This window comes from Actinomadura logoneensis (assembly GCF_003428695.1).
GTDB lineage: Bacteria > Actinomycetota > Actinomycetes > Streptosporangiales > Streptosporangiaceae > Spirillospora > Spirillospora logoneensis.
Genome location: NZ_QURH01001023.1, coordinates 1 through 13,549 on the forward strand (window position 1 = coordinate 1; position 13,549 = coordinate 13,549).

Annotated in this window: 10 protein-coding genes; 3 read left to right on the plus strand and 7 right to left on the minus strand. The window is 72.6% G+C overall.

Annotation, left to right across the window (positions count from 1 at the left end; all coding sequences use genetic code 11):
• The 3 genes from DZF91_RS35560 to DZF91_RS35570 form a co-directional block, all read right to left on the minus strand.
• On the minus strand, positions 1 to 785 hold a 785-nt coding region (locus tag DZF91_RS35560; protein WP_407920969.1), incomplete at its 3' end, for a maltokinase N-terminal cap-like domain-containing protein.
• 1 nt (position 786) lies between these two features.
• Positions 787 to 2,541, minus strand: coding sequence for a maltose alpha-D-glucosyltransferase (gene treS / locus DZF91_RS35565; protein WP_117361433.1), 1,755 nt, complete (start codon positions 2,539 to 2,541; stop codon positions 787 to 789).
• Positions 2,542 to 2,735: 194 nt separating this feature from the next.
• On the minus strand, positions 2,736 to 4,748 hold the full coding sequence (locus DZF91_RS35570; RefSeq protein WP_235834801.1) for an alpha-1,4-glucan--maltose-1-phosphate maltosyltransferase: 2,013 nt from the start codon (positions 4,746 to 4,748) through the stop codon (positions 2,736 to 2,738).
• Positions 4,749 to 4,912: 164 nt separating this feature from the next.
• On the opposite strand from DZF91_RS35570, the gene DZF91_RS35575 reads away from it, so the two are divergent.
• Positions 4,913 to 5,551 (plus strand): VanZ family protein, encoded by a 639-nt coding sequence (locus DZF91_RS35575; RefSeq protein ID WP_117361427.1) that lies wholly within the window; start codon positions 4,913 to 4,915, stop codon positions 5,549 to 5,551.
• Between the two features lie 107 nt (positions 5,552 to 5,658).
• Entirely contained in the window at positions 5,659 to 8,250 is a 2,592-nt protein-coding gene (glgP, locus tag DZF91_RS35580; RefSeq protein WP_117361428.1) for an alpha-glucan family phosphorylase, read from the plus strand.
• A 46-nt stretch (positions 8,251 to 8,296) separates the two neighbouring features.
• Here the strand turns inward: glgP and DZF91_RS35585 are convergent, their stop codons facing one another.
• A complete protein-coding gene (locus DZF91_RS35585) occupies positions 8,297 to 8,824 on the minus strand; it encodes a hypothetical protein (protein ID WP_117361429.1) in 528 nt (175 codons plus the stop codon).
• A gap of 10 nt (positions 8,825 to 8,834) precedes the next feature.
• A complete protein-coding gene (locus DZF91_RS35590) occupies positions 8,835 to 9,083 on the minus strand; it encodes a helix-turn-helix transcriptional regulator (RefSeq protein WP_117361430.1) in 249 nt (82 codons plus the stop codon).
• Positions 9,084 to 9,244: 161 nt separating this feature from the next.
• Here DZF91_RS35590 and DZF91_RS35595 point away from each other — a divergent pair, with 161 nt between their 5' ends.
• Positions 9,245 to 10,087 (plus strand): M55 family metallopeptidase, encoded by an 843-nt coding sequence (locus DZF91_RS35595; protein WP_117361431.1) that lies wholly within the window; start codon positions 9,245 to 9,247, stop codon positions 10,085 to 10,087.
• A gap of 40 nt (positions 10,088 to 10,127) precedes the next feature.
• Here the strand turns inward: DZF91_RS35595 and DZF91_RS35600 are convergent, their stop codons facing one another.
• The gene (locus DZF91_RS35600) at positions 10,128 to 10,940 is read right to left on the minus strand and encodes an SWIM zinc finger family protein (protein ID WP_117361432.1); all 813 of its coding nucleotides are present in this window, start codon (positions 10,938 to 10,940) and stop codon (positions 10,128 to 10,130) included.
• Positions 10,940 to 13,549: DEAD/DEAH box helicase (locus DZF91_RS35605; protein WP_147341535.1), on the minus strand; the 2,610-nt coding region annotated here is incomplete at its 5' end. The genes DZF91_RS35605 and DZF91_RS35600, both read right to left, overlap by 1 nt.

The window sequence follows — 13,549 nt, forward strand, 5'->3', positions numbered from 1 at the left end:
CCCACGCCCGCACCCGCCGCCGCGCCCGCCCCCGCCCCCGCGGCCTGGCCGGACGCCGGGCGCGGCTGCGTGAACCAGTCGCGGACGCTGGTGACGGCGAGCTTCCAGCCGTCCGTCCCGGTGCGCAGGTACTCCGAGAGCAGGGCCAGCGTCGTGGGCTCCCCGCCGTCCGCCTCCAGCTCCACCCACCCGTACAGGCCGGGGATGTGCGCGCACCCCTGCCTGGTCAGCGCAAGGTTGACCTCGAGGTCCAGGTTCACCCCGGCGGACAGCTTGCGGAACAGCTTGAGGATGTAGGCGTCCCCGAAGACCAGCGAGGTGTTGCTCTGCTCGGCGGTGCTCACGGCGGGCACCAGGCTCGTGTCCAGCTCCATGCCGGGGACGCGCCGGAACCGGAGCGGCCCCACCACGGCCTCGTCCTCGATGTGCGTCAGCAGGCAGGCCGCCAGCTCGGGGTCGTGGGCGGCGTCGAAGGCGTGCGCCGCGTCCTTGTAGGCGCCGGTGCCGCCGCGCGAGCCCGCGTCGAGGGCGAGCCAGCCGACCTCGGCCGGGCGGAGCCGCGCGGGCAGGTCCCGCCGCAGGCCGAGCAGCATCTGGTACCGCTCGGCCCGCCCGCCCTGCCGGACGTCCAGCACCAGGTGGTGCAGGCCGGGGTCGCCCGGGAGCAGCGCGGTCGCCGTCCCGATGCCGATCTCGCTGATCGGCCGGTCCTTGCCGGCGAACCAGCGCTGGGCGGGGAGCCACTCGGTGAGCAGGTCGAGCAGGGAGGGGACCGAAGGCCGCACGTCACATCTCCTCGGACGTGTCCGGTGGGGGGAGCAGGAACCAGTAGAAGCCGTGGCCGGGCAGGGTGAGCAGGTAGGGCAGCTCGCCGATCGCGGGGAACCGCACGCCGCCCATGCACTCGATCGGGGTGGAGCCCTCGAACCGCCGCAGGTCGAGCTCCACCGGCTGCGGGAAGCGCGACAGGTTGTTCACGCACAGGACGGTGTCCATCCCGCCCCAGTGGTTCGACTCGCCGTCGGGGATCTCCCGCACGAACGCCAGCACGCTCGGGTTGGACGCCGACAGCTCGACGTACTCGCCGACGCCGAACACCGGGTGCCGCCGCCGGATCTCGATCATCTTGCGGGTCCAGTTGAGCAGCGAGCCGGGGTTGTCGCGCTGCGCCTCGGTGTTGACCGCCTGGTAGCCGTAGATCGGGTCCATGATCAGCGGCAGGTACATCCGCGCCGGGTCGCACCGGGAGAAGCCCGCGTTCCGGTCGGGCGTCCACTGCATGGGAGTGCGGACGGCGTCCCGGTCGCCGAGCCAGATGTTGTCGCCCATCCCGATCTCGTCGCCGTAGTAGAGGACGGGCGAGCCGGGCAGCGACAGCAGCAGGGCGGTGAACAGCTCCAGTTGGTTGCGGTCGTTGTCCAGGAGCGGGGCGAGCCGCCGGCGGATCCCGATGTTCGCCTTCATGCGCGGGTCCTTGGCGTACTCGGCGTACATGTAGTCGCGTTCCTCGTCGGTGACCATCTCCAGGGTCAGCTCGTCGTGGTTGCGCAGGAAGATGCCCCACTGGCAGTTCTCGGGGATCTTGGGGGTCTGCGCCATGATCTCGGAGATGGGGTAGCGCTGCTCGCGGCGCACGGCCATGAAGATGCGCGGCATGACGGGGAAGTGGAACGCCATGTGGCACTCGTCGCCGCCCACGCCCGGGTCGCCGAAGTACTCCACGACGTCCCCGGGCCACTGGTTGGCCTCGGCCAGCAGCACCCGGTCGGGGTAGAGGCGGTCCACCTCGGCGCGCACGCGCTTGAGGTAGGCGTGGGTCTCGGGCAGGTTCTCGCAGTTGGTCCCCTCCCGCGCGTACAGGTAGGGGACGGCGTCCAGCCGGAACCCGTCGATGCCGAGGTCCAGCCAGAACCGCAGGACCTCGATCATGGCCTCCTGCACGGCCGGGTTGTCGTAGTTGAGGTCCGGCTGGTGCGAGAAGAACCGGTGCCAGTAGTACTGCCCGCGCACCGGGTCGAACGTCCAGTTGGACGTCTCGGTGTCCACGAAGATGATGCGGGCGTCCTGGTACCTGTCGTCGGTGTCGGACCACATGTAGAAGTCGCCGAACGGGCCGTCCGGGTCCGACCGGGACGCCTGGAACCAGGGGTGCTGGTCGCTGGTGTGGTTCATCACCAGGTCGGCGATGACGCGGATGCCCCGCTCGTGCGCGGCCTCCACGAGCTGCACGAAGTCGCCGAGCTCGCCGAAGTCCGGGAGGATCTTGGTGTAGTCGGCGATGTCGTAGCCGCCGTCCCGCAGCGGGGACTCGTAGATCGGCAGCAGCCACAGGCAGTCGACGCCGAGCCACTGCAGGTAGTCCAGCTTGCCGATCAGGCCGCGCAGGTCGCCGTTGCCGTCGTTGTTGGAGTCGGCGAACCCGCGCACCGACACCTCGTAGAACACGGCCGTCTTGAACCAGTGCGGGTCGCGCGGCGTGCCGGGGTCGAACGCGTCCGGCAGCGGACCGGACGGCGTCGCCGTGAACGCCTCGGGCGGGATCTCGGGGATCGGCCCGGAGTCGGGGAGCGGGCCGGGCGGCGGGCCGCCCGTTCCGTCGCGGGAGGTCGTCCGGCGGGTGTCGTGGCGGGTCTTGTGCCGGTTCTCGCGGGGGGCTTCGTGGGAGGTGCGGGGGGAGTCGTGGCGGGTGGTGCGGGGGGAGTGCGGGGCGGGAGCCGCCTCGCGGGGCGCTTCGCTCAACTCTGGCCTCTCCGGAGGGTGAAGACGTGTGCCGGTCGGACGTGAGGGTCGAGCCGCACGTAGTTGGCCTGCCGCCAGACGTAGGACTCGCCGGACAGCTCGTCGGTGACGGTGAACTCCTCGTCCGGGGCGAGGCCCAGCGCGGGCAGGTCCAGGTGGACGGTCGCCTCGCGGACGATGTGCGGGTTGAGGTTGACCACGGCCAGCACCGCGTCGTCCCCGGCCGCCTTGGAGAAGGCGAGGAGCTCGGGCTGGTCCACGTGGTGGAAGCGGAGGTTGCGGAGGCGGTGCAGCGCGGGGTGGGCGCGCCGGAGGGCGTTGAGCCGGGTGATCAGCGGCGCGATGCTGCGTCCCTCGCGCTCGGCCGCCTCCCAGTCGCGGGGCCGGTATTGGTACTTCTCGGAGTCGCGGTACTCCTCGCTACCGGGACGGACCGGGACGTTCTCCATGAGCTCGTACCCGGAGTAGACGCCCCAGGTGGGGGAGAGCAGGGCGGCCAGCACCGCCCGGATCTCGAACGCCGGACGGCCGCCGTGCACCAGGTACTCGTTGAGGATGTCGGGGGTGTTCACGAAGACGTTCGGCCGCATGTAGCTCGCGGCGTCACCGGACAGCTCCTCGAAGTACTCGCGCAGCTCGTCCCGGGAGTTCTTCCAGGTGAAGTACGTGTAGGACTGGTGGAAGCCGGCCTTGGCCAGCGTGTGCATCATCGCGGGACGGGTGAACGCCTCGGCGAGGAACAGCACGTCCGGGTCGGTGGCGGCGACGTCGGCGAGCAGCCGCTCCCAGAACGGGACGGGCTTGGTGTGCGGGTTGTCCACGCGGAAGATGCGCACGCCCTGGTCCATCCAGTGCCGGACGACGCGCAGCACCTCGGCGTGGATGCCCTCGGGGTCGTTGTCGAAGTTCAGCGGATAGATGTCCTGGTACTTCTTGGGCGGGTTCTCGGCGTAGGCGATCGTGCCGTCCGCGCGCGTGGTGAACCACTCGGGGTGCTCGCGCACCCACGGGTGGTCCGGGGAGCACTGCAGCGCGAGGTCGAGCGCCACCTCCATGCCGAGGTCGCGGGTGTAGTCGACGAAGGCGCGGAAGTCCTCCAGCGTGCCGAGGTCGGGGTGGACGGCGTCGTGCCCGCCGTCCTCCGAGCCGATCGCCCACGGCGACCCCGGGTCGTAGGGTCCGGCTTCGAGGGTGTTGTTGGGGCCCTTGCGGAGCGTCCGGCCGATCGGGTGGACGGGCGGCAGGTACACCACGTCGAAGCCCATCTCCGCGATGGCCGGGAGGCGCTTCATGGCGGTGCGGAACGTTCCCGACATCGGTCCGCGGCGTCCGAGCGGGTCGAAGGACGCGCCTTCGGAACGCGGGAAGAACTCGTACCAGGACCCGAAGAGCGCGCGTCCCCGGTCGACGGCCAGCGGCAGCCACTCGGTCGTCGTCAGCAGGTCGCGCAGCGGGTAGCGCTCCTCCAGGTCCCGCACGTCCGCGGCGCCGGCCGCCTCCAGCCGCTCCTCCGGGGGGACCGCGCGGTCTCCGAGGGTCTTCACCAGCCGTCTGAGGACGGGCCGTTTCGCCGACGGCACCTGCTCGGCGGCGCGGGCGAACAGCCGCGCCCCCTCCAGGAGCATCAGCTCCACGTCCTGGCCGCGCGGGACCTTGATCTCGGCGTCGTGCCGCCAGTGCGCGACCGGGTCGCCCCACGCCTCCACGCGGTAGTGCCACAGGCCCTCGGAGGTCGGCGCGACCTCGGCGGCGTACCGGTCCAGACCCTGGCCGACCTCGCGCATCCGGACGGAACGGACCGTCTCCCCGTCGGGCGCCCGGAGCGCCACCGCGCAGCCGAGCATCTCGTGACCCTCGCGGAAGACCGTCGCCCCGACCTCGAACGTCTCGCCCACGACCGCCTTGGCGGGCCGGCGTCCGCACAGCACGTGCGGCGTGACGTCGAGGATCGGAATCCGCCCAATCGCCATCGAACCGTGCATCGAGGACGTTCCGGACTCGACTCGCATGCGGCATCCCCTACCCGTTCGCGTTGACCAAAACCGTCCATGCCCCCGATCGGCCGATTGCCGCCGCGGGGACCCGCCTAACTTCTCGCCACATTTCGCTACCTTCCGCTGGCCGGAAGGGGACGCGCGCGAACCGCGGCGACGCGCCGGCCGTCCTCCGGAACGTGCCGCCGCTGCCGCATCACCTCCGCGACCGCTTCGCGGGACGCGTCCGGGACCGCTTCGTGGGTCGTGTCTCGGGCCGCGTCCGGGACCGCCTGTGGGATCACCTTCCGCGGCACGTCCCGGTCGAGGCCGTCCGGGCGCTGGCACTGTGGGCGGTGCTGGCCCTCCTCGCGGCGGGCGCGTGGCGTCCGCTCGTCCGGCGGCGCGGGTGGCCGCCGCTGCCCTCGCTCGGCCTCCTGCTGTGGACGTGCCTGATCCTCGCCATGACGCTGCCCATGGCGGTGGAGCCGGGCGCGGGCGAGCGGCTGTCGATGTGCCTCGCCCACCCCGCCGGACGCGTCGGATGGGCGGCGCGCACGTTCGGCGACCGCGGTCTGGAGGACGTCATGAACGTGGCGCTGTGGGTGCCGTCGGGTGCGCTCTCGGTGCTCGCCACCCGGCGCGCCGTCGCCGCACCGTCCGTCCTCGCGCTGGCTTTCGTGGCCGTCGAGTTCCTTCAGACTCTCGATCCGGGAAGGGAATGCGACCCCGGCGACATGCTCTACAACTCGACCGGCCTCTTCCTCGGCGCCCTGGCCGCCGGCCTGGCGATACGCGCCCGCAGAGGCCTCGCGCCGCACGACGACGCCGCCTGCTGAGGCGCCACGACACCGCCTCCCGAGACGCGACGACGACGCCCGGCGACGGATGCGCGTCCGGGGCCCCGGGTCGCGCGCGACGGAACGAGCGCCTACCGTGGCGGTGCGTGAAGGCAATCCGTAGATTCACCGTACGCACCGTCCTTCCCGAGCCCCTCCGTCCGCTGGAAGAACTGATCCTCAACCTTCGGTGGTCCTGGCATCACGAGACCCTGGATCTGTTCCGCGAGGTCGACCCCGCGCTGTGGGAGGCCGTCCGGCACGACCCCGTCCGGCTGCTGGGCGCGATCACGCCCGAGCGCCTGGAACAGCTCGCGGGCGACCGCCGGTTCCTGCGCCGCCTGCACGACACCGCCGACGACCTGCGCGACTACCTGACCGGGCCGCGCTGGTTCCAGTCGCTCGCGGACGGCCCCCGCGCCATCGCCTACTTCTCGCCCGAGTACGGCATCACCGCGGCGCTGCCGCAGTACTCCGGCGGCCTGGGCATCCTGGCCGGGGACCACCTCAAGACCGCCAGCGACATGGGCGTCCCGATCATCGCCGTGGGTCTGCTCTACCGGCACGGCTACTTCTCCCAGTCGCTCTCCCCGGACGGCTGGCAGCTGGAGCGCTACCCGCCCATCGACCCCAACGGGCTGCCGCTGACGCTGCTCCGCGAGCCGGACGGCACGCCCGTGCGCGTCTCCATCGGGCTGCCGCACGGCCGCGCCCTGCACGCCCAGGTGTGGCTCGCGCGGGTCGGACGCGTCCCGCAGCTCCTCCTCGACTCCGACGTGGAGGACAACGACCAGTCCGCGCGCGACATCACCGACCGCCTCTACGGCGGCGGCGGCGACCACCGGCTGCTGCAGGAGATGCTGCTGGGCATCGGCGGAGTGCGGGCCATCCGCGCCTACTGCCGCATCAGCGGCCACCCCGCCCCCGAGGTCTTCCACACCAACGAGGGCCACGCCGGATTCCTCGGCCTGGAACGCATCCGCGAACTGGTCTCCGAGGAAGGGCTCGACTTCGAGGAGGCGCTGGAGGCGACCCGCGCCGGAACCGTGTTCACCACGCACACGCCCGTCCCGGCCGGGATCGACCGGTTCCCGCGCGAGCTGATCCGGCGCTACTTCGGAGGCTCCGCCGAGGAACCCGACGTCCCGGTGGACCGCGTCCTCGAACTCGGGGCCGAGGACTACCCCGACGGCGACCCCGCCGTCTTCAACATGGCCGTCATGGGCATGCGCCTCGCGCAGCGCGTCAACGGCGTCTCCACCCTGCACGGCGAGGTCAGCCGGGAGATGTTCGGCGGCCTGTGGGGCGGGTTCGACCGGGCCGAGGTGCCGATCGGGTCCGTCACCAACGGCGTCCACGCCGAGACGTGGGTCGGCCGCGAGATCCTCGACCTCGCCGCCCGCGAGGTCCCGTCGGTGGTGGAGGCAGGACGGGGCTGGGAGCGCGTCCGCGACGTCCCCGAGCATGAGATCTGGCGGGTCCGGCGCGTCCTGCGGGAGCGGCTGGTGCGGGACGCGCGGACCCGGCTGCGCGAGTCGTGGCGCGGACGCGGCGCCAGCGAGGCCGAGGTCGCCTGGATCGACGAGGCGCTCGACCCCGACGTGCTGACCATCGGGTTCGCGCGGCGCGTCCCGTCCTACAAGCGGCTCACGCTGATGATGCGCGACCCCGAGCGGCTGCGCGCGCTCCTGCTCGACCCCGAGCGGCCCGTGCAGATCGTCATCGCGGGCAAGGCGCACCCGGCGGACGAGGGCGGCAAGCGGCTCATCCAGGACATCGTCCGGTTCGCCGACGCCGAGGACGTCCGGCACCGCGTCGTGTTCCTCCCGGACTACGACATGGCCCTCGGACGGCTGCTCGTCCAGGGCTGCGACGTGTGGCTGAACAACCCGCTGCGCCCGCTGGAGGCGTGCGGCACGTCCGGGATGAAGGCCGCCCTCAACGGCGCCCTCAACCTGTCGGTCCGGGACGGCTGGTGGGACGAGTGGTACGACGGCCAGAACGGCTGGGCGATCCCGTCCGCCGACGGCCTGGCCGGACCCGACCGCCGCGACGAGCTGGAGTCCGCCGCGCTGTACGAGCTGCTGGAGGACCACGTCTCGGTCATGTTCTACGACCGCGACGCGTCCGGGCTGCCCCGGCGGTGGCTGGAGATGGTCAAGCACACGATCGCGACGCTCGGCCCGAAGGTGCTCGCCAACCGGATGCTCCGCGACTACGTCACGGAGTACTACCGGCCCGCCGCCGCGTCCGCGCGCGCGATGAGCGCCGACGGGTACGCGGGCGCGCGGTCCCTCGCGGCGTGGAAGCAGCGCGTCCGCAAGGGCTGGGACGGCGTGGCCGTCGAGCACGTCGAGACGCACGGCGAGGAGAGCCCGCAGGTCGGGGCCCGGCTGGCCGTCCGGGTCGTGGTGGACCTGGGCGCGCTGGAGCCGTCCGACGTCGCCGTCGAGGTCGCCTACGGCCGGGTGGACGAGACCGACGCCATCGTCGACCCGTCGTACCTCGAACTGGGCGACCCCGAGCCGGTCGACGGGCGGACGCGGTACACCGGCGAGGTCCCGCTCAGGCGGAGCGGCTCGTTCGGGTACAGCGTCCGGGTCGTCCCGCGGCATCCGAAGCTCGCGAGCCGGGCGGAGATGGGCCTGGTGGCGCTGCCGCCCGCCCCGTCCGGCATGACGAACGGCGACCTGCGCTGACCGTGGACGGGCGCGGCCCCCTTCCGGGAAGGGAGCCGCGCCCGTCTCAGGCGTCGTCCTCGTCGGGGACCGGGTCCGGCATCCGCCACGTGCTGACGAGCAGCGGCAGCGACGCGACCGTGACCAGCAGCGCGCCGAAGGTCACGACCACGGCGGCGGACGGCGAGCGGACGTCGGAGCGCATCCCCAGCTCGATCCCGAACAGCGCGACGAACAGCAGCAGCACGGTCAGGCGGTGCGCGGTGGAGTGCGCGCGCAGCTTCTCGGCCGCCTGCCGCTCGTCCAGCAGGTGGTCGGGCAGCCGGGTGGTGCCGCGTGTCACCACGACCATCCGGCCGAGGACGAAGCCACCGGCCAGCAGCCCGAGTCCGTCGCACGCGAACGTCACGTACATGGCGGTGTCGCTGGGGGCCAGCGCCCAGCAGACCACCGCGCTGACATAGAAGAGCGCCAGGCAGGCGATGCCCGCGCGTACGAGGTTCCGCCGTCCGCGCCGGGTCGCGTAACGGCCGGGCACCTCGGCCTGGACGGCCGTCAGCATTCTCTCCTCGCGCTTGGTGCGGGGGGTCGTCATCGGAATCTCCCTACGAAGTCGTGCTGCCGATGAGCGGGAACGGCCTCAGCGAGAAGACCACCTCCACCGGCACCTGGAAGTACTCGGCGATCTGGAGCGCCAGATGCAGGCTGGGGCTGTACTCGCCCCGCTCCAGATAGCCGACCGTCTGGTAGTGCACGCCGAGCGCGGTCGCCAGCTCGCGCCGCGACACGCCCCGCTCCGCCCGCAGCACCGCGATGCGGTTGTGCACGAGCTCCCTGTCCCTGCCCGTCGGCACCGGCCCTCGCCATCTCCTGTCACCGTAGAACTCTGATCGTTGATAGTAGGAGTACTATATCTCATCGCGAGGACGCAACATACCGTCCGTGGACTCTTGTCAGGACGGGCAAGATCGGCTTGGCTCGTCCTGCCAGCGGACGCGAGCGGGAGGTGCGGCGGATGAAGGTGTTCGTCTCGGTGGACATGGAGGGCGTCACCGGGCTCACCGACCCGGAGGAGATGCGCGCGGGCGGACGCGGCTACGAGCGCGGCTGCGAGCTGATGACCGCCGACGCCAACGCCGTGATCACCGCCGCCTTCGACGCCGGGGCCGAGAAGGTCGTGGTGGCCGACGCCCACGGCACCGGCAAGAACCTCCGCGTGGACCTCATCGACGAGCGCTGCACCCTCGTCCGCGGCCCCTACAAGCCCATGCGCATGGCCGAGGGTCTCGGCGGCTGGTGCGACGTCGCCGTCTACGTCGGCTACCACGCCCGCGCCGGCACGCCCCGCGGCGTCCTCAACCACACCTGGATGGGCCGCGAGATCCAGAACGTCACCCTCAACGGCGAGGTCGCCGGCGAGATCCGGCTGATGGCCGCCTACGCCTCCGGCCTCGGCGTCCCGGTCGGCCTCGTCACCGGCGACGTCGCCGCCTGCGCCGAGGCCCGCGAGGTGCTCGGCGAGGTCGCCACCGTCGCGGTCAAGAAGGGCAGCGACCGCTACGCCGCCGAACTCGTCCCGCCCGCCCGCGCCCACCGCATGATCAACGAGGCGGCCCGCACCGTCTTCGCCGCCCCCGACCGCTGGCGCCGCCACGACGTCGACCCGCCCTACACCCTCGGCGTCGAGTGGAACTCCACCGCCATCGCCCAGTCCTGCGAGGTCGTCCCCGGCGTCCGCCTCACCGGCCCCCGCACCACCGAGTTCACCACCGACGACTTCCACGAGATCGTCGGCCTGCTGGGCGTCTGGTCCACCATCGCCGGCGAAGTGGGCTGCACCGGCCGCCACTACAGCTGACCCTGCGACCGACCACCCCCTCCGGGGCGGGGGTAGGGGGTCAGTCGGTGGTGAAGGGGGTGGCGGCCAGGGCCTCGTAGGCGGGTTGGAGGGCGTCCGTGAGGGGGCGGCGGCGGATCTTCACGGGGGGCGGCTCGGCGATCTGGAGGATGAAGCCGGGCGGGACGGGCGGGGCGGGGGGACGGTCGCGGAGGCGGGCCAGGCCCGTCGGGGGCGTCCAGAAGCCCTCGGCGGTCAGCGGCTCGTCCTCGACCTCGAACGGGTCGGACGCGTCGCCCGCCGGGGCGCGGCGGAGGGCGGTGAGGAGCTCGTCGCGGGTGCGGCCGTTCCACGCGAGGATGAGGAACGGGTCGTCGTCGAAGGACTCGGCGAGCAGGTAGAGGACGGCGGCGGCGTGCTTGCACGGGTCGCCCCAGTCCGGGCAGTCGCACATGAGGTGCAGGTCCGCGGCGGACGCCGGGAACAGCGACAGGCCGAGGCCGGCGAACACGTCCTCGATCTCGGGCGGCATCTCCCCGGCCAGCAGCCGCGCCCGGAAGACCGCGCGGGACGCCAGCTCGGCCTCCACCCGCCGCCAGTCGGCGTCGCCGATCGCGTCGATGCCGAGCGCCACCTCGTAGGGCTCCTCCACCGAGCCCTGGACGCGCGCCGTCACCTCGTACGCGGCGACGTGCAGGTCCACGACCTGGCCCTTGCGCGCGTAGGCACGGCCGCGCCGCAGCCGCCCGGTGTCGGCGAACGACTCGACCAGGTCGATGAACCGGCGCGACCACCACCGCGCGCCGATCGACCCGCGCGCGGTGCGCGCCCGGATGCCGTCCTCGACCTCGATGGGGTCGCCGTAGTGCGGCATCAGTCGCTCACCGCCTCGGGGGACAGGCGCAGGACGTCGCGCAGCTCGGCGACCGACAGCTCGGTGAGCCAGTCCTCGCCGGTGCCGACGATGGACTCGGCCAGCGCCTTCTTGCGTTCGATCATCTCGTCCACCCGCTCCTCCATCGTGCCGACGCAGACGAACTTGCGGACCTGCACGTTCTTGGTCTGGCCGATGCGGAACGCGCGGTCGGTGGCCTGGTCCTCGACGGCGGGGTTCCACCAGCGGTCGACGTGCACGACGTGGTTGGCGGCGGTAAGGGTGAGGCCCGTGCCGGCGGCCTTCAGCGACAGCAGGAACACCGACGGCTCCGGGTCGCTCTGGAAGTGCTGCACCAGGTCGTCCCGCTGCTGCTTGGACGTGCCGCCGTGCAGCCACAGCACGGGCCGTTCGAGCCGCGCCGCCAGGTACGGCCGGAGCATCGAGCCGAACTCGGCGTACTGGGTGAACACCAGCGCCTTCTCGCCCTGCTCGACCACCTCGGCGCAGATCTCCTCCAGCCGCTCCAGCTTCCCGGACCGGCCGGGCAGCCGCGACCCGTCCTTGAGCAGCTGCGCCGGATGGTTGCAGACCTGCTTGAGCTTGGCCATCGTCGCCAGCACCAGCCCGCGCCGCTGCTTGTCGTCGGCCTCGGCGATCTGCTCCAGCATGTCGTCCAGCGTCGCCTGGTAGAGCGACGCCTGCTCGGGCGTGAGGTTGCAGTAGACCTTGATCTCCTGCTTCTCCGGCAGGTCCGAGATGATCGACTTGTCGGTCTTCAGGCGGCGCAGGATGAACGGCTGGGTCGCGCGCTTGAGCGCGGTCGCCGCCCGCTCGTCGCCGTCCCGCTCGATCGGCACGGCGAACCGCTCCCGGAACGCCGCGCGCGGCCCGAGCAGCCCGGGGTTGGCGAACTCCATGATCGACCACAGCTCGGTGAGGTGGTTCTCCACGGGCGTGCCGGTCAGCGCCAGCCGGGTGCGCGCGGGGATGCCGCGGAGCGCCCGCGCCTGCCGCGTCCCGCTGTTCTTCAGCGCCTGCGCCTCGTCGCACACGACCCGCCGCCACGGCACCTCGGCCAGCATCTCGGCGTCACGCGCCGCCGTCCCGTAGGTGGTCAGCACGAGATCGGCCCCGGACGCCGCCCGCACCAGCTCCTCGTCCCGGTGCCGCCCCGTCCCGTGGTGCACGTAGACCCGCAGCTTGGGCGTGAACTTCGCCGCCTCCCGCTGCCAGTTCCCCACCAACGACATAGGCCCCACCAACAACGTCGGCCCCGGCCATTCGTCCTTCGGTCGCGCCCGCTCCCACGCCAGCAGCGCCAGCGTCTGGGCGGACTTCCCGAGTCCCATGGAGTCGGCGAGGATGCCGCCGAGGCCGATGCTCTCCATGAAGGCGAGCCAGGCGAGGCCGCGTTCCTGGAAGGGGCGGAGGGTGCCGTTGAAGCCTTCGGGCGTCCCCACGGGGGTGAGGCGGCGGTCGGCGGAGCCGGAGAGGAGGTCGCCGAAGGAGCCGTCGGCGTCCACGTCCACGAGGGGGAGGGCGTCGTCGCCGGCGTGGATGACGGCGCGCATGGCCTCGGCGGCGGACATCGTGCCCGCGCGCGGATGGCGGAGGAAGTCGAGGGCGGCCTGGAGCTGTTCCTCGTCCAGCTCGACCCACTGGCCGCGGAGGCGGACGAGCGGGGCCTTGAGCCGGGCCAGTTCCTCCAGCTCGTCCTCGTCGATCGTCTCGTCGCCGAGGGCGAGGTCCCACCGGAAGTCGACCATGCCCTGGAGGTCGAAGCCGGAGCTGGTGGCCGCGCCCGAGCCCTCGCCGTCCTGGGCCTGCGTGGTGAGCTTCATGCCGAGCTTCGCCTTGCCCGCCCACTGGGGGAGCAGAACGCCGAAACCGGCGGCGGCGAGCATGGGGGCGGCCTGCTTGAGGAAGCGGAACGCACCGGCCGTGTCGAGTTCGGCCTCGCACGGGACGGGCCCGTCGAGGGCGGGGGCCATGTCGGGGAACAGGCGCAGGGCGCGTCCCAGACCGGCGAGAAGGGTCTCCTCGGCGTCGGGGAGGAAGGCGGCCTCGCCCGCCCAGACCAGCGCGGCCGGGACGTAGAGGCTCAGGTCTTCGGTGCCCTGCAGCGCGAACTCGACCCGCCACGGACGCTCGGACGGCTCCTCCCGGGCCTCCGGCTCCTCCGCCGCCTCCGGAGTCTCGGCGTCGGGGTCTTCGGCGGCGCCGGGGTCTTCGACGGTGCTGGGCTCGTAGAGGCGGAAGCAGACGCGGAGGGGGCCGGACGGACGGTGCGCGGCGGCGTACCAGGCGTCCAGCTCGGCGATGAGGTCGTCGGGGTCGTCGCGCGGCTCGCGGCGCACCAGCGGGGACGGGCCGGTGAGGGCCTCGGCCCAGCGTTCGGCCAGCGGGAGGCGGTCGGGGACCTTGCCCTTGCGCGCGGGGAGCAGTGGATGGGGCACCACGCCCCGGACGGCGGTGTCGACCATGCCGGACAGCGCCTCGCGCAGCACCTCGGCGGCGGGACGGCCGCCCTCGGCGGCGCGGCACGCGGCGGGCATGGCGCGCGCGAGGTCGCGGAAGCGGGCGGGCTCGTCGACCACCGGACGCCA

What these genes read in the sequence shown, in the direction of transcription:
- DZF91_RS35585 (WP_117361429.1), bottom strand. Translation starts at nt 8,824, where the DNA reads ATGACGACCCCCCGCACCAAGCGCGAGGAGAGAATGCTGACGGCCGTC.
- DZF91_RS35570 (WP_235834801.1), bottom strand. Translation starts at nt 4,748, where the DNA reads ATGCGAGTCGAGTCCGGAACGTCCTCGATGCACGGTTCGATGGCGATT.
- DZF91_RS35595 (WP_117361431.1), top strand. Translation starts at nt 9,245, where the DNA reads ATGAAGGTGTTCGTCTCGGTGGACATGGAGGGCGTCACCGGGCTCACC.
- DZF91_RS35600 (WP_117361432.1), bottom strand. Translation starts at nt 10,940, where the DNA reads ATGCCGCACTACGGCGACCCCATCGAGGTCGAGGACGGCATCCGGGCG.